Raw genomic sequence first — 16874 nt, forward strand, 5'->3', positions numbered from 1 at the left:
TAAGACTGGCATTACTCCCAGTAGCTCCGCCCCTAAACGGAAGCGAACAATAAAACTTCCGAACTTGATCCGCAAAAAGTGAGGGATAAATGTTCGACCTCATCTATCGTTTCGACCCAACGATCACCGAGAGTCGACGAGCTACGCAAACATGGGAAGAGGCAGACCAGCGCGGAGATTCTCTTCGGTCTCGAGGGCAATATGCTCCGCCATCTCTTCTTTCAGCCGCTGTTCATGCTCACGTCTGTCCGCCAGGTTGAACAGTCGTATAAGGAAACGCCTTAGAGATCTCATGACAAGTCCTCCGCTTTTGCAGCAAAGAATCTCTCGATGATGGCCGCCGTTTGGTTCCAGCCGCGTGTCTCGGCCTCCAGTTGCGTTCGTCCCGCACGGGTCAGCCGGTAGAAGCGTGCCCGACGGTTGTTGTCCGACGCCCCCCATTCGGAGGCAATTGCTCCTTCGTGCTCAAGCTTCAGCAGCACGGGATACAGAGTGCCCTGGTTTACGGCAAGCAGATCTCCGCTGATCTGCTCGATCCGGCGCGCCATCCCATAGCCGTGCAGGGGGCCCAGTACGTCGAGCGTCCTGAGGACCATCAGCGCCAAAGTGCCTTGCGGAACATCGGTCTTGTGCTTGATCGAAGACGTCATTTTGGTTACCAACAGGAAGCCTGCCACGTTTCCTCTGGGAAAGCAACAGGAGTTTTGGGTACATAGATCGAGTCAACAAGTATCTGGCAGCCTGACGACAGCCTGTGCGCGAAAGCACTATCAACTGTACAATCTTTGTTGTTTTGGTAACGTTTCCAATAAGCACATTCAATCTTCCGATCTCTCGGCACAGGAGTTACTTTGCAAAGACAGTCTTTCCTCGCTCTGGGTCTTGTCTGCTGGATTGCAGGGCCTGGTTCCCTTCGCCTGCACGGTCAGCTCTTCGATTCGAAACACGCAGAGCAGAATGCAGTAACGTTTTCCGCCGAAGAAAACAAAGTCCTAGAGCGGCTGGGGTCACTGCAGACGCTGCCGAATGGTTCGTGGCGCTTCCATTCAGGCGATGTCGCGCACGGAGAGTCGCCTTCGCTCGATGACTCGAGCTGGCAGGTAGTGCAGCCGAAGTCTGAGGCGGGGAAAGAAGCAGTGTGGTATCGCCGGACGATTGAGGTTCCAAAGACGCTGAATGGGTACGACCTGACAGGGGCGGAGGTCAGCTTCCGCTTCCTGGCGAATGCGAATGGACCAATACCGGAGATCCTCTACTTCAATGGGCGGCGAGTTGCGATGGGCGACGATCTCGAGCAGGTACAGCTCTTCAGCGATGCAAAACCAGGGGACAAGATCCTGGTCGCGGTGAAGCTGTTGCCAACGGTCGATGTAAAGCGGTTTGAGAGCGTGGCGATGAAGATCTCCTTCGCCGCGAACCGTCCGGACCCGGAGGATCTGCGAAAAGAGTTTGTGTCAGCTGGAGCTCTGGTTCCATCATTGGCGCCGGACGCTGCTGCTGATCGGAAGACGCTGACGACAGCGGTGAGCGAGGTAGATCTCGCTGCGCTCGATCGGGCGGACCAAGCCAAATTCGATGCTTCGTTGCGCCGGGCACAGGCAACGTTGAGCGCACTGAGGCCGCCGCTCCAGACGACTACGTTCCATCTGACGGGTAACTCGCATATCGATGCTGCATGGTTGTGGCCGTGGACAGAGACTGTAGATGCCGTCAAACGGACCTTCGGAACTGCGGCTCAGTTATTGAGTGAGTACCCGACCTATACGTATACGCAGTCTGCGGCTGTGTACAGCCAGTGGATGGCGGACAAATATCCGGAGTTGAACAGCCAGATTAAGCAACGCGTGCAGGAAGGACGGTGGGAGCTGGTCGGCGGAATGTGGCTCGAGCCAGATCTGAATATGCCGGACGGCGAGTCACTGGTACGACAGCTTCTGGTCGGGCAGGAGACCTTCAACAAGCTCTATGGCAAGACGACGCGGATCGGCTGGAACCCAGACTCTTTCGGTTACAACTGGCAGCTGCCTCAGATATATAAGCGGTCTGGTGTCGATTACTTTGTAACGCAAAAGATGCACTGGAACGATACCAATCAATTGCCGCTCAAGCTGTTCTGGTGGGAGTCACCGGATGGCAGCAAGGTGCTGACTTATTTCCCACACGACTACGCCAACTCGAATCTCGATCCTACCCGCTTGTCGAGAGACATGGCGTCAGCACGGGACTTCTCTCCCGGAATGACCGAGATGCTGGATCTCTATGGTGTTGGGGACCACGGTGGCGGTCCGACACGCACGATGCTCGACGAAGGCGTGCACTGGATGGAGCCGAACAAGGTCATCCCACATGAGGAATTTGGTACAGCGCAGCCTTACTTTACGAAGATGGAAGGAAAGTTGAGTCCTACCTCGCCAACTTGGGATTACGAGACGTTAGCCAAGGGAGAGACGACACTTCCGCAACCTGCTGCAGGACAAGTCACCGTCCCCACGTGGAAGGACGAGCTATACCTCGAGTATCACCGCGGCGTGTTTACCACACAGGCCGACCACAAGCGCAACATGCGAAACAGCGAAGAGTGGGTTCTGGATGCTGAGAAATATGCCTCTCTGGCTTGGCTTGATGGACAGAAGTATCCGGGTGATGAAATTACGGGTGCATGGAAGCATGTGCTGTTCAATCAATTTCACGATCTTGCTGCCGGATCAGGCATCGGGATTATTTATAAGGATGCCCAGAAGGATTATGACCAGGTACGATGGGCGACGAATGAGGTGTCGACCAAAGCTCTATCCACCCTTACAGCCCAGGTCGATACTGGCACAGGGGTTCCTGTGGTTGTATTCAATACGCTGGGTTGGCAGAGGGGCGGAGTAACAGAAGTATCGGTGCACATGCCTACGTTCGGCGCCGAAGGCGTAACGCTTCTGGATGCGAAAAACCGTATCGTACCTTCGCAAGTGCTCTCGACCGATGCAAAGACGAATACGTATCGGATGTTGTTCCACTTGAATGAGGTTCCGTCACTTGGATATGTCGTGTTGCATGCAGTGGCAGGTAAGCGTGCGCTCACGACCGATCTGAAGAGCTCTGGTACGACCGTAGAGAATGCTGCTGTGCGAGTGACGGTAGATCCGCAGACGGGCTGCATAACGTCGCTATTCGATAAAAAGTCCAACTTCGAGACGATAGCCAACGAAGGTTGCGGAAACGAGCTACAGGCTTTCAAGGACACACCCAAGGACTATGACGCGTGGAATGTCGATCCGGGAACGTTTGATATTGCGCCGATGCTGCTGCATAACGTGGACTCCGTCAAGCTGGTAGAGCATGGACCGCTGCGGTCGGTTATTAGGGTTGCGCGTACGTGGCAGAGCTCGAAGTTTGTCCAGGACATTACGCTATACACGGGAGACGATCATGTGGTCGTGACCAATGACATCGATTGGCATGAGGCACATATTTTGCTGAAGGCCTCGTTCCCGCTGGCAGCAAGCAGTGATAAAGCAACGTATGAGATTCCTTATGGAACCATTGAGCGCCCGACAACGCGGAACAACAGCTTTGAGAAGGCACGTTTTGAGGTTCCCGCGCTGCGCTGGGCTGATCTAGGTGACGGCCAGCATGGATTCAGCCTGTTGAATAATTCAAAATATGGTTACGATGCTGTTGATAACCTGCTGCGGCTGACGTTGCTGCGCTCGCCAACCTGGCCGGATGCGGATGCGGACCGAGAGCATCATCACTTCAGCTATGGCCTTTATCCGCATGGAGGCAACTGGAAGCAGGCGCTCTCTGTTCGTCACGGGTATGAGTTCAATTATGGGTTGAAGGCCATGCAGGTGCAGGCGCACACCGGTTCACTGGGAGCAGAGCACTCGTTCGTAAGCGTGGCACAGGATAATGTCGTCCTGACCGCGGTGAAGAAGACAGAGTTAGGCGACGGTCTGATATTTCGATTCTACGAGTGGGCGGGTAAAGGCGGCAGTGTGACTGTGACTGTGCCTCCGGGAGCAACTGGAGCGACCCTGGTGAACCTGATGGAGAAACCTGAGAGTGAGCCAATCGCTGTGTCTGGGAATAAGATGACAATTCCGGTGACACCGTTCGAGATCCAGACCATACGCGTGAACTATAAGCAGATTCCCTCGATGTAGACGGCAGAGTTAGCGACAGCACGAGAGCGGCGCAGGCTTCAACCTGCGCCGCTCTCGTGCATTGAGAAGTTATGCCCCATTCGATCAGCCCTCAAGAGGTTGGAGATAGGCCTCCATCTTTTAGTTGACATCTCTCACGAGAGGACGATATCTTGGCTCCGCTGAAAACGATTCCAAACGGCCGTTCTTGAAGGCCACAGATACCTCATCGATCATCTACTTCGCGATTCACGGGAGGCAGGCCTCTTGCATCAATCAAATTTCTTCGTTCGTTCAAGTGACAGCACAAGAATACTGCGTGCTGCCTCCAGTCGCTTCTTCGTACTCTATCTACTCCTTCTGACTACAGTGGTTACTTTCGGGCAGGCATCAAGCGGCGTTACCGGTACTGTGACGGACGCAAGCGGCTCCATCATCCCCGGCGCTGCGGTAAGCGTGAGGAGCATCAACACGAACCAAACCAGGGATACCACTACAAGTTCGTCAGGAACCTATACGGTAACTGGACTGCTACCGGGCCGCTACACAATCAGCGTGACGGCTCCCGGCTTCAGCAAGGCGGTGAAGGACCAGGTGAATGTTGAGGTCAGCATCCAGGCTACGATCGACATAACGCTGCAGGTAGGCAGCGTCGGCCAGATTGTCGAGGTAAACGCCAATCTGATCTCGCTGAATACGACCCAGCCGGAGCTTGGAACGACAATCGAGAATCAGGTAGTCCAAGCTCTTCCGACTGAGGTTAGCGGTGGCCGGGGTCGTCAGATTGACCAGTTCGTCTTCCTTGCTCCGGGTGTGCAGGGATCCACCTTCTCCAAGCGCGTTAATGGTGGTGTCGACTTTCAGACTGAGGTCGTCTTTAACGGTATCCCCGCACCGCAGTCCGAAACCTCGGGAATGCAGACCAACTTTAATCCGCCGTACGAGATGGTGAACCAATTTCGTGTCGAGAGGTCAACCTTCTCCGCGCAATACGGCTTGTCGCAGGGTGCGGTTACCTATCAGATGGCGTCGGGCACGAACGCCTTTCACGGTGACGTCTTCGAGATCAACCGTAACAATTTTTTCGATGCAAAGGGCTATTTCAACGACACCACACCGATTGACAAGGAGAACAACTACGGCTTTACCGTTGGTGGACCGGTACGTATTCCTTTCCTGTACAACGGTCATGATCGTACTTTCTTCCACTTTTCTCTGGATTTCACCAAGCAGGCTCATTCCGATAATGACATCGGCACCGTACCGACTGCACTGGAAAAGACCGGCGACTTCTCCGACTTCGTTGATGGCAATGGAAAGCTGATTCCGATCTATGATCCACAGACTGGTCAGCAGTTCCAAAGTGCTGGGCGTCTCAACGTGATCCCGCAGTCGCGTATCAGTGCTATCTCAAGATCGATCCTGCCTTCCCTCCCAGTTCCCGATCTTCCCGGTCTCATCGGTAACAAGAAGCCGGTGCCAAATTCATTGCCCAACATCAACCACACCTGGGGATTCACCATTGATCACAACATCAACCAGAACCAGTCCATTCACTACACCCAATGGCGCAATACGCTCTCGAGCAATGGTTTCGATGTAGCTCCGATTGTGGATCCAACGAATATCCTGCAGAGCCAGAAGAGCAACCCGACGCTAGGTTCTGTCTTTCTGCTGAACTACACCAACGCCATTACTCCGAAGCTCGTCATGACTGCCGGCGCGGACTGGATCGGTGAGATCAACAATCAGTTCAACGTCAAGCGTGGCGTCAATTTCGCAGGAGTACAGACAAATTCTCTGTACGATACCTTTCCCAATATCACCTTCGACGGTTCTAATACGCCAACAAATTGGGGCACCGCCCAAGGCTGGGTCACCTCAGTTAATCGCAAGCTTGGAATAGCGATTGTCAACAACTGGTTATGGAGCAAAGGACGCCACACCCTCAATATCGGTGGCGAGGTTCGTCGCACCTACCAGGACGATAACGAATGTCAGGCTTGCGGCGGACAGATCAATTTCAGTCAAAAAACCACAGCAAATGCTGCCGCATTGGGTACCACCGGAAGTTCCTTCGCGAGCTTCCTTCTTGGGGAGGTCGATAGCGGACAGCGCATCTTTGCGAACGGATTGAAGCTCCGGAATCTGGATTTCTCTCCGTACATACAGGACGACATCAAGTTCACGCAGAGGCTGACGGTGAACGTCGGTCTTCGCTGGGACATTATGCTTCCGTTTACAGAGACGGGAAACCAGATCGTCTACTTCGACCCAACAAAGACCAATGCTGCTGCAGGCAATCTTCCAGGTGCTGTGTCGAAGTTTGGAAACTGTGCCCTATGCTCTGGGGTCACGCGGGCGGACATTCACTTCAAGAACTTCGGTCCGCGGCTCGGCTTTGCCTATGCCATCAACGACAAGACGGTCGTTCAGGCAGGCTACAGCCTGTCGTACCTGAACGGCGGCGCTTATGAGTACGGCACGAGCAAAGTGGCTGTAAGCTACGGCAACCTGCTCCAGGGCCAGTTCTCCCGCGTCAGCACGAACAGCACCACGCCGGCGTACGGTAGCTGGGATGCAAATCCGATCCCCTCACCTGCGGCAACCGCCTTCAATCCGAGCCTGGGCATTGGGACTACGGTGCGTGCGTTCGACCCAAAGAACGACGGGCGGGCTCCGTACGTCCAGCAGTACAACTTCAACGTACAGCGCTCACTTCCATGGAATGTCTTTCTCCAAGTTGCGTACGTCGGCAACCGAACTGTCCACCTCCCCAGCCAATTGAATCCCATCAACCAGCCCAACCCCTCAATCTTGGGATTAGGCAAGGTGCTTCAGGACCAGGTTACCGATCCTCAAGCAATCGCTGCCGGAATCAAGGCTCCCTATGCCAACTTCACCAATGACTTTGGTGCAGGGTCCACCGTTGCCCAGGCATTGGCTCCGTTCCCACAGTATTCCCAGGTTTACAACAACTTCGACCTGGAGGGCGCTGCCAACTACAACGCTCTGCAGACCAGCGTAGAGAAACGGTTCTCGAACGGGCTCTCGTTTCTGACCTCTTACACCTTGTCGAAGAGCATGAGCAACGTAGACAGCGGCTTTACCACCTTTGCCAGTCTGCCTGAGAACAAGTACAACCAGAAGGCAGAGTGGACCGTTGGAGGGAACGACATCCGGAATAATGCAAAGATCAGCGGCACCTATGAGCTACCAATCGGACCGGGCAAATCCTTCGTGAACAAAAGGGGAATTACCGGGGAGATTTTCGGTGGCTACCAGGTTGGCTTCATCCTCTCCTACCAGAGTGGGACGCCGCTTGGTGTCTCCGAGAACGATAACCCGCTCGGCACCGCTGGTGGTTTCAACCGTCCCAACGAGGTCAAGGGTGTCAGCCGCAAGACCGTTGGTTACCACTTCAATGGACGCACTCCATCAACCACTCCAGTCTTCAGCACGAATGCTTTCGCCTCCACCAGCGGAACTTTCACTCTCGGCAATGCCGTTCGCAACTATACTGAACTGCGGAACCCGGCAACGTATAACGAGAATCTAAACATCCGCAAAAAGTTCGCTCTGGGGGAACACGCTGCACTCATTCTTCAGATGGACTACTTCAACGTTCTGAACCGAACGCAGTTCAATGGTCCTGGGACGAACATCGACAATAGTAACTACGGCTTGCTGACACCGGGTCAACAAAATACCCCGCGTCAGGGCCAGTTGAGTGGTCGAGTTACGTTCTAACTCTTAACCTTGCACTCCGGCGGGCCGCTCACAGCGGCCCTCCTTTTCTTGGCCACGAATACCCTGAAGTTCATATACTTGGAGCCATGTTGAAGCGAATAGCAGCAGCGTCACTGGCCTTATCACTTTACAGCTCGTTTGCTTTAGCTGGACAGAGCCCGCAGGTTCTGCAGTTATATGAGAAGGCGCGCTCCGAGCAGGCTCGGAGCGATTATGACGATGCGATTGCGGACTATGTTGAAATTATTCGTTTGGACCCTAATCTCGGTGCAGCCTACAACAACCTGGGCCGGCTCTACTACAACATGGGGCGCTATGCGGATGCCATTTCTGTGCTCACTCAGGGCCTAAAGGTAGATCCATCCATGCATCCTGCAGAGGTCATACTTGGTGCAAGCTATAGCCAGATGGGAGCGTATGACAAAGCTACTCCGCTGCTCGAAGCTGGGGTGCGGGCAATGCCGGATGATCGCTTTGCTCGAATTTCGCTTGTCCATGCTCTCATCCAGCAGAACAGTACCGATGAAGCTGTGAAGCAACTCCATCTTCTTTCGACCAGGAACCCAAAGGATCAGGAGGCATGGTATCTACTCGGAAAATTGCAGCTTCAACTCTCACAGGAGTCGTTCGCACGAGTGCACTCAATTGATCCTGATTCCCCTTTGTCTCATGAGCTCTCGGGCGAGATCATGGAGAGTATGAAGAACACCGCCGGCGCGATCGCCGAGTATAAGAAAGCGCTGGAGGCCGCACCCACAGACGCCGGAGCCATGGAACACCTGGCGAATGCATACTGGCATGTGGGGGAGTGGACGGAGGCGCGAGACAGCTTTGCGGCAATCGTCACGCAGGATCCGAAGAATTGTCTTGCACATTGGAAGCTGGCAAACTCCTTGGATGAACTTGGAGAGTCGGCTCCCGATGCATTACGGCAGGTCAACGCAGCAATCGCGATATGTCCATCGCTGGCACAGGCAAGAGTTGAACGGGCGCGGATACTTCTTCGTCTCGGGAGACCTGCTGACGCTCTGCCCGAGTTATTGAATGCGGAAAAGAGAGCCCCCGACGAGCCCTCTATTCAAATTCTTCTCGCAAAGGTCTATAAAGCGCTCGGAGACTCAACCCGCGCCGCAGGGGCAAATGCAAAGTTTCAGCAATTGCAACAAGCAGAACATGCAGGTGAAGAGAAGCACGCCGCAGACGTGATACGAGCGAATCCGTAACGTTGAACGAGTTGCTTTTCTTCGACCGCGCAGTTGCCGCCTTGCGCTATAGACACGGACGGCAGCCGCAGGACTCCCTAATGATAAGACGAGTGGGCAAGCGCATCGGGTCGCTATTTGTCTCCGGTATCCCGCGAGCGAAATGCTGCATTCGCAAAAATAGAAGCTCGGCGGCGTTTCGCCCGAGGTCATCGACAGGCTGTTGTACGACGCTCATTGGGGGACTGAGAGTATCCGCAAGATCGAAATCATCGAAGCAGAGTATCGCCACTTGACTTGGGATTTTCAGGTGAAGAGTTCGCAGGGCTTCCAGGCAGTAGCGGGCAGCCAAGTTATTGGCGGCGAAAACGGCAATCGTCGACTTCGCAGAGCCGATGTGCTTTGCCAGGCAAGCCTCAGCATCCTCTGAGTTTTGGACTATTTCGAGCAGGGGCTCGAGTCCCACCTTCTTTATCGCCTGAGTGTATCCGCGAAGCCGCTCTCGGATGGTGTAAAGCTCGGGCTTGACGTGCATACAAAGAACTTTTCGGTAGCCGTGTGACAGCAGATGCTCCGTCGCAGCCTTAGCGCCTTCCAGGTTCTCGCTCATCACGGAGGGAATATTCGCCTTGTGTAAGGGGCGATCCAGGCCGATGACAGGAACGCGCAATTCACGCAGCTCCTTATGCAACTTGACGTTCCGCATCAGTGCCGAGGAGAGAATGAGACCATCGATCCGATGAAGAAGTAACTGTTGTAGATTCTCGAATTCAATCAATGGGTCGTCGTGTGACGCCATGACGATAAGAAGAGATCCCTTCCCCCGTGCAACGCTCTCTACCGCTTCGGCGCATCGTGAGAAGAACAAATCCGAAATGCTGGGGACGATCATTCCTATCATTCCGGATGCCGCGCCCTTAAGACTTCTGGCGAAGCGGTTCGGACTGTAACTCAGTGTGCTGATGGCCTGAGTCACACGCAGAATCTTCTCCTGGCTGACGTTCATCCGGCCGTTGAGTACCCTTGAAACGGTTGCGTTACCGACGCCGGCCAACCGCGCGACATCACTCAGCTTCGGAATGGGCGAAGGCATTTTTTTCATCGTTGTTCCGCACTCTTAAGCTCTACGTATATGAATTCAGGATAGTTCAAATTATTTTCAAAGTCGAAACAATGCGGCCGGGCATTCACCCTGAGATAGGATTGGCGAGGTGCATGAAGCGACGACACAGGATCCAGCCTGTACCTCTTGATGCAGTACACTTGTCCTTTCACCATGCAAAAGATGATGGATAGAACGAAGGTGCGCCGGGACTCGGCAATATTGCAATCGAGGATACTTCTCATTTCGGGGCTCGCTCTTCTTCCGAGAGTTGCTCTTGCCCTTATCCTGATGTACGGATGGAGTCGCCCGTCTGAAGCACAGATTCAGATTGATTCTTCCGGTTCGCTCAGTGATGCGCGAAGGATGCTAGCAGCTGCCGACTATGCCGGGGCGGATCAAGTCCTGCGGGAAATGTTAATACATACACCTGACTCTGCCGATGGCCACTTCTTGCTCGGGTTCGCACTGCTTCATGAGCGGAAGCCTGTAGAATCGCTGACCCAATATACGCTGGGAGCAAAGTTCCGAGATCCAGGGCCAGACGAGTTGATAGATGTTGCCTCGGATTATGTTCTATTGAAAGACTACACCGATGCGGATCGCTGGTTCACGGCGGCAGCTAAACGGGCCCCGGAGAAACCGTCGATCTGGTACTTGCTGGGCAGAACGCAGTACAACGAGAACTATTGGTCAGATGCGGAGAGATCGTTTCTGACATGTCTCCGTCTTGATCCGCATCATGTCCGGGCCGAATACAACCTTGGACTCGTCTACGAGATGCTTCAGCGCCCCGATGATGCGATTGCGGCTTATCGCACGGCCATCGCATGGCAGGAATCTTCTCCCGTCAGAGATATGCAACCTTACCTCGATCTGGGCATGCTGCTGCGCAAGCAGGGCAAAGTTCTCGAAGCACTTCCACTACTCACCGTAGCAGCCGGGGTCGGGTCTGGCAACCCACTCGCCCACCAAGAGTTGGGACTGACATACGAACAACTTAGCCGGTACGACGAAGCTATCGGAGAGTTAAAGGTGGCAATCTCGCTTGCGCCGAACGTCGAGGCACTGCACTTCTTTCTCGGCCGACTCTACCGCAAGACTGACCATAAAGATGAGGCGGCCCGTGAGTTCGCCGAAGCCGCGAGAATTGCCGGGACGCAGACCGATGCTTCGGTGCCAAACCTCGAAGTGCCGGAATTGCTTTAATTCTGTCAGCCAGTCCGAGTCGCCAGCCTGTCTCACCCCCGGTAAGGATTCGTGTTGGATTGTCACACTGCGACGTGGGCAGTGCGGGTCATCCTTTCGCCGCGTCAAATCGTTCATCGAGCAACGTCAAGCGAACGGGCCTCAGCCGCAAACTGCTTCCGATTCACAGCTGGAATTTCTCGAAAGATGCCCGCGCCGATTGCGTGCTCCTTCAACCAAGCCAGATGGTCGAGAAACTCGCGGTTATTCTGAGTCGTCGGCTGCTTTGGTTCCCCCTTCAGCCGGTGCCCCGGACTCTTGGTCTCGTCTTCAACTCGGGTCAGCATGGACGGAACACTCCTCATCTGCAGATACGCCGTATCTCGGATTCCAGACAGGTGAATGAGGATTTTATGGCTACAGCGCTCCCTTCTAAAACAAAATTGAGCCTAGTGCGACAATCCAACACGAATCCTTACCGTAGGTGAGAATTGCTAGGCAGACGTTGACGATCCTTGCGCCTGCCGCATTTTCAGCAGTGCGATGAGCGTTATCTACGACAAATACTCCCTCCCAAAGCAACCCAGAGTTGCAGCAGCAACGAAGACAGACTCGGAAAGCCGTGGCCTTGAACATGAACCTCACCGCCAGCGCGCGCGGGCACAATCCAACGGGCCATTTGGGATGACGACTTTGCGCAAATCGCGTGTCCCTGAATCAGAAGTACCCCGGGGGAGGGTGGGAACAGGACTTATCGCTTCGGAAGTATTGCGGTCGGTTCGTTGACGGTTAGCACCTGATCTGCACGCACATTCTCGAGCACTTGTACGGCTCCGCTAGGCCAGCGTATCTCAATGGATTTTGCGACAGTGTCCGCACCGAGGCCGAAGTGAGCGCGCTTGTCGCTGGAGGAGAGATAGCTGCCTGCAGTGGTCACTGTGACGTATTGAGAGCAAGCGGAGGTGGTGAGCTTGATCTCAGCGCCGATGCCGTCGCGGTTGCTGCGATGGCCCACCAGGGAGAGTGTGAGCCAGTGATTCGGCGTCGCTGTCTCATTGTGTAGGACGTAGGCGGAGCCGCCGTTGGTGGTGACGACAGCATCGATGCGGCCGTCGTTGTCGATGTCGCCGATGGCCATTCCTCGCCCGGCCCAGGCCTGATGGAAGATATCACCGGATTGCGCGGAGACATCCACGAAACCCTTCCCTGTGTTCCGAGCGAGTAGCATGGGCTCTTTGTAGTGGAGTTGAGGGAAATTGAGCTCGATGGTGTCCAAGTCGTGGCCCTGCGCGATAAGGAGGTCCTTTAGGCCGTCGTTGTCGTAGTCGAGGAAGCGAACTCCCCAGCCGGAATGCAGCAAGGTCATGCCGCCGATGCCGCTGATGTAGCTATCGTACGAAAAGCTGGAGTCTCCATTGTTGCGGTAGACGGCATACTTCTGATTGGCGAGGTTGGTGAGAATCAGGTCTGGCAAGCCGTCATTGTCGAAGTCCTGGAAGTCCACTCCCATGCCGGCATAGGTGCGACCATCGCCGTCGACTGCTATTTCGGAGGAAAGTCCAACCTCTTCAAAAGCGCCGTTGCCTTTATTGCGGTAGAGGAACTCCAGCATCGAGTCGTTGGCAATGACGATGTCGGTCCTGCCGTCGCGGTCGAAGTCGGCGATGGCTATGCCGAGTGCCTTTCCGGGTTTGTCGAGACCCATCTTGGCCGTGACTTCAGCGAAGTGGCCATTGCCGTCGTTGTGGTAAACGAGAGGAGCGATAGCCGGGAAGGTATCAGGATGGCAGTAGGAGCGATAGCCCTCGCGGTGTTCCCCACACCAGATGTCTTCAAAGTCCCACTGGAGGTAGCGGAGGACGATGAGATCAAGCAGTCCGTCATTATCGAGATCCATCCAGGCTGCGGAGGTGGACCATCCGATGCCTGCAGTACCGGACTTTTCCGTAACGTCGGTGAAGGTTCCGTTGCCGTTGTTGTGATAAAGCCGGTTGCCACCGTATGCGGTGACGTAAAGATCTTCATAGCCGTCGTTGTCGTAGTCGGCGGCGATGACTCCCATGCCGTAACCGACTCCCTGGAGACCGGCCTTCTCGGTAACGTCTTCAAAGGTGCCGTCTTTCTTTTGATGGAAGAGACGGTTCCAATACTTCGGATCAGTCTTCTGTGGGATGGACCCCTTCGCCATCGGGTCGCTGACCGGTGCGCCGTTTACGAAGAAGATATCGAGCAGACCATCATTGTCGTAGTCGAAGAGAGCTACGCCGGAGCCCATTGTTTCGAGAAGATATTTTTTCGTAGTGTGAGAGGCCTCGCCGTGGAACATGACATGGCTCTTTGCCGTGATGTCGACGAAGCTGCCTGGGATAGACCCGGCTTGCGGCGTCGTTGAGCGCACAGTTGGCTGGGCCTTCGACGGTGCCGTTACTTGAGCAGCAGCAGAGAGCGCGAAGGAGGGCCACAAAAGACAGGACATGAGAACATGCGAGCGCATTCGTTTACTTACCTTTCTTGTCGCGCTTAAATCTTTTGAAGCTTTGGCGGTTAGGATCAGGCAAGTCCCTTTTCTCTGACCTGCCCGGGGTTTGTACCAGTTGGATAGTTAGTGTAGCGCAGCTTTGAAGGGCCTAAATCGAGAATTAGTCACCGGCAATTGAGGTTTTCGTTTTCTCCACTCCACGGCCCTTGCGGACGGCAGCTCCGTTTCCGACTGGCATTCTTTTGCCAATTCCACTGTCATCGAGCAACTTATGCGATACGAGGGCACGCTGCTGTTGTTGGTCGGAACGCTGCCTCTGATTGTCGCGCTCCTCGAGCGCGCCCATCGCTCTGAGCGATTCGCTGTTATCGGCAAGTCGACTGAGCGGGAGGGAGAGTTGAGGCTTGGATGGTGACGGCATGGGGCGGTAACTCAATCTTTCTGGGAGGGCTCAAAGTTCAGTGGCACACTCTGAGCCGGTGGTTTGCGAACGTTGAAATCAAGGTACGTCTGCTCGTGGCCTTCAAGGTGCTGCTCTCGCCACAGGACCAACAGAAGCGGCGGAAACTCCGTAAGGACAACCTTCGTCCCAGGGCGAGGATCTTCTCATTCCCGCAGGGACAGCATATTGCGCTCTGGACCCCTTTTTTCAAAGCCCTATTCCTTCGTTTTCAGCTTGGAGTCGTTTTCGCGGATGAACGCCTCAATATCCGGCGCACTCGACAGGATGCGGAGCCACTGTTCTTTGTAGAGCGTGACCGGAAAACGGCCCATGCCGTACAGAGAGACCCCGCCCCTTCTCGCTCACCTTCAAAGTGAGGCCGCCCTTGTCTTTGCTCTTGAGCTGGGCATTCTCAGCCCGCAGGCGCTCCAACTCCGCTTGCATCTCCGATTCACTCATCGTTTCCCTCCTCCGATCCCCTGCACACTATTCATTTTGCAACCTTCCCGGCCCGACGTGTTTTGACCGGGACATACCGGTATAGCGTATCCCGGCTAATACCGAACTCACGAGCAAGACCAGCCTTTGAGTCGCCCAGGGCAACGCGCCGCCGCAACTCGGCCGCGCGCGGGCGTCAAAGACGGCTTCCTTCCGGTGTACTTCCCTTCCCGCCTTGCGATCGCAATTCCCTCACGCTGACGCTCGCGGATCAGCTGTCTTTCGAACTCCGCAAACGCCCCCATGACACTCAGCAACAGATTCGACATGGGCGAGTCCTCGCCGGTGAAGGTCAGGTTTTCCTTCACAAAGACGATATGGATGCCCCGCTCCGTCAGACCCAGCACGATTCTCCGCAAGGCATCGAGGTTGCGGGCCAACCGGTCCATCGAGTGACAAGCTTGGATTCAGAACAACCTCTATCTCGCGCTTGCGGACGCTCCATTCGACCGCGAAGACCCCACACCCTCAACCCCTCAGCCGGAGCTTGCGTCACTTGCCCCCGTTGCAGCGGATACACTATGGACTTCGCCCACGCAAGGCGGGCGGCGGGCCTTTCCCTTCCCACGGTGAAACCAATCTCAAGGATGACGTCGATGGATAGAACCAAATCCACAGTTCGCGCAATATGCTCACAGCCATTGAGGCACCGTTCTACGATGTCGGTGTCCTGAGCGCCCTGCGGCGGCTTAAGTCGCAATACCTTCGTGCTGTTGACAATTTAGATATTCAGAAATATATTCTCGCCACTATTATATAGCTTTATACCAATTTGCATTTAACGCTCGGAGTAATAACCCGCTGGTAGGCCCCCAAGCAATCAATTATGGAGGTCATAAGCATGTTTCAAATTACCGTTGACATGTTCTAGGGACGCCCCGTTGTCAGGGATTCGTCAAATCCTCTCAGGCGATCAAGTCCGTTTTACCCGGTAGTTCTCTGCTTTATTCCGGTAATGCGAAGTTCGATGCGTCAGGGGATTTTTATGTCGGACAGCGCAGTAGCAACTATTGTTGGGGTGACAATCACGGGTGTCTTTACCGTATTGGTAGCTTGGCTGAATAAGCACTCCTCGGCCACGCCTGTTACGACACCCCCACCAACTCCGATGAGTGCGCAGCACTCGGAAAATGCCGAGGAACGCCAGCGCAACTACGAACAGCAACGAAAGGAGTACGAGCAGGAGCAGGAGCGGAAAGCCGAAGAGCGTAAACAGCAGTTCGAGTGGGAACAGAAGGAGCATGAAGCCGAACGCGCCCGAAGAGAGAAGTTGCATAAAGCGCGCGTATCCAAGTTCGACCGGATTCTCGGCCAAGCCCCGGCCATGTTCAGCGCAGCGCAGTTGAGGGTGTTTCTTCGCGCCCTCGTCAGTATCGACCCTTACGCGTTTGATGACGTAGCCGAACAGCTTGCCGCTAACGACGAGAACAACCAGCAGACCTCAGAGGAGATTCTGCTTTCCACCATCGACGGACTACCAGATGACAAGCTCACCGGCTTTGCCCTCCGGCTTGTCTTTACTGGACACACAGCCATTCCACGCGAAAGCCAACTCGACTTTCTAACCGAGGCCGAAACCGCTTTTGCTCTCCCACAACCCAAGACAGCAAGCAAGAAAGCGAAGTCACCGGAGACGATCAAAGCTGCTCAGAAGACCGCAGCGAAGAAGGCGGCTAAGAAGCAAGTTGCAGCCTAACCCGCAGCGGGAGTCAGCTAACCGGGCTCCCGCTCTTTTTCCAAAAAGGAGGAAATCATGTTTCAGTTCAACTCACTGTCGTCCAAATTAGCCTTTGAGAACAAGGCTCAAGGGTGAGGCAGGTGGAGCCTCCTGTAGAGTGAAGTTGGTCCTGAGAAGACCACTTGACGCATGAGAAAGGCATCCACCATGAATCGAGTATGCAGTATTTTCAGCCAACTCCTGCAACTGTTTTCGCGCTCCGATTTCGAGGCTGCGGTTGGCAAGCATCGAGCCGAGAGGCACGCCCGAGGCTTTACCTGCTGGGGTCAGTTCATCGCCATGCTGTTCTGCCAACTGGGACGGGCCCACAGTCTGAGTGAAATCACGCAGGGACTGGCA

At 54.8% G+C, this 16874-nt stretch carries 15 protein-coding genes; 7 read left to right on the top strand and 8 right to left on the bottom strand.

Features of this window, described 5'->3' with window-relative positions; genetic code table 11:
- Positions 1–141: 141 nt before the first annotated feature.
- Positions 142–294, bottom strand: a complete 153-nt coding sequence (locus Q363_RS41080; protein ID WP_157467463.1) for a hypothetical protein — start codon at positions 292–294, stop codon at positions 142–144.
- Positions 291–638 carry a PadR family transcriptional regulator gene (locus tag Q363_RS24320; RefSeq protein ID WP_035355960.1) on the bottom strand — a complete coding sequence of 116 codons (348 nt, stop codon included), beginning with the start codon at positions 636–638 and terminating at the stop codon, positions 291–293. The genes Q363_RS41080 and Q363_RS24320 overlap by 4 nt, the downstream gene beginning before the upstream one ends.
- A 213-nt stretch (positions 639–851) precedes the next feature.
- Here Q363_RS24320 and Q363_RS24325 point away from each other — a divergent pair, with 213 nt between their 5' ends.
- The 3 genes from Q363_RS24325 (at position 852) to Q363_RS24335 (ending at position 9109) form a co-directional block, all read left to right on the top strand.
- Positions 852–4157, top strand: coding sequence for an alpha-mannosidase (locus tag Q363_RS24325; protein WP_051979257.1), 3306 nt, complete (start codon positions 852–854; stop codon positions 4155–4157).
- A gap of 390 nt (positions 4158–4547) precedes the next feature.
- Entirely contained in the window at positions 4548–7886 is a 3339-nt protein-coding gene (locus Q363_RS24330; RefSeq protein WP_035355948.1) for a TonB-dependent receptor domain-containing protein, read from the top strand.
- An 86-nt stretch (positions 7887–7972) separates the two neighbouring features.
- The gene (locus Q363_RS24335; RefSeq protein ID WP_035355950.1) at positions 7973–9109 is read left to right on the top strand and encodes a tetratricopeptide repeat protein; all 1137 of its coding nucleotides are present in this window, start codon (positions 7973–7975) and stop codon (positions 9107–9109) included.
- A gap of 46 nt (positions 9110–9155) precedes the next feature.
- On the opposite strand, the gene Q363_RS24340 is transcribed toward Q363_RS24335, so the two are convergent.
- Complete coding sequence (locus Q363_RS24340) at positions 9156–10190, bottom strand: substrate-binding domain-containing protein (protein WP_035355951.1); 1035 nt, start codon at positions 10188–10190, stop codon at positions 9156–9158.
- Positions 10191–10340: 150 nt separating this feature from the next.
- Between Q363_RS24340 and Q363_RS24345 the strand changes: the two genes are divergently transcribed.
- Entirely contained in the window at positions 10341–11399 is a 1059-nt protein-coding gene (locus tag Q363_RS24345; protein WP_035355952.1) for a tetratricopeptide repeat protein, read from the top strand.
- Positions 11400–11512: 113 nt separating this feature from the next.
- Here the strand turns inward: Q363_RS24345 and Q363_RS24350 are convergent, their stop codons facing one another.
- Positions 11513–11725 (bottom strand): hypothetical protein, encoded by a 213-nt coding sequence (locus tag Q363_RS24350; RefSeq protein WP_035355954.1) that lies wholly within the window; start codon positions 11723–11725, stop codon positions 11513–11515.
- A gap of 404 nt (positions 11726–12129) precedes the next feature.
- Entirely contained in the window at positions 12130–13854 is a 1725-nt protein-coding gene (locus Q363_RS24355) for a CRTAC1 family protein (RefSeq protein ID WP_245632435.1), read from the bottom strand.
- Between the two features lie 274 nt (positions 13855–14128).
- Between Q363_RS24355 and Q363_RS41085 the strand changes: the two genes are divergently transcribed.
- Positions 14129–14272, top strand: a complete 144-nt coding sequence (locus Q363_RS41085) for a hypothetical protein (RefSeq protein WP_157467467.1) — start codon at positions 14129–14131, stop codon at positions 14270–14272.
- Between the two features lie 288 nt (positions 14273–14560).
- On the opposite strand, the gene Q363_RS39000 is transcribed toward Q363_RS41085, so the two are convergent.
- From Q363_RS39000 to Q363_RS24365, 3 genes are read right to left on the bottom strand one after another with little or no spacing between them, the layout of a single operon-like run.
- Positions 14561–14758, bottom strand: coding sequence for a hypothetical protein (locus Q363_RS39000; protein WP_211256329.1), 198 nt, complete (start codon positions 14756–14758; stop codon positions 14561–14563).
- A 31-nt stretch (positions 14759–14789) separates the two neighbouring features.
- Complete coding sequence (locus Q363_RS46730) at positions 14790–14915, bottom strand: helix-turn-helix domain-containing protein (RefSeq protein ID WP_425387774.1); 126 nt, start codon at positions 14913–14915, stop codon at positions 14790–14792.
- A complete protein-coding gene (locus Q363_RS24365; protein ID WP_342667457.1) occupies positions 14866–15186 on the bottom strand; it encodes a recombinase family protein in 321 nt (106 codons plus the stop codon). Before Q363_RS24365 ends, Q363_RS46730 begins: the two co-directional genes overlap by 50 nt.
- A 596-nt stretch (positions 15187–15782) precedes the next feature.
- On the opposite strand from Q363_RS24365, the gene Q363_RS24370 reads away from it, so the two are divergent.
- Positions 15783–16493, top strand: coding sequence for a DDRGK domain-containing protein (locus tag Q363_RS24370; RefSeq protein ID WP_157467469.1), 711 nt, complete (start codon positions 15783–15785; stop codon positions 16491–16493).
- A 189-nt stretch (positions 16494–16682) separates the two neighbouring features.
- A partial coding sequence (locus Q363_RS46735) for a DUF4372 domain-containing protein (RefSeq protein ID WP_425387775.1) occupies positions 16683–16874 on the top strand: 192 nt, incomplete at its 3' end.

Origin of the sequence: Edaphobacter aggregans DSM 19364 (assembly GCF_000745965.1) — a bacterium.
GTDB lineage: Bacteria > Acidobacteriota > Terriglobia > Terriglobales > Acidobacteriaceae > Edaphobacter > Edaphobacter aggregans.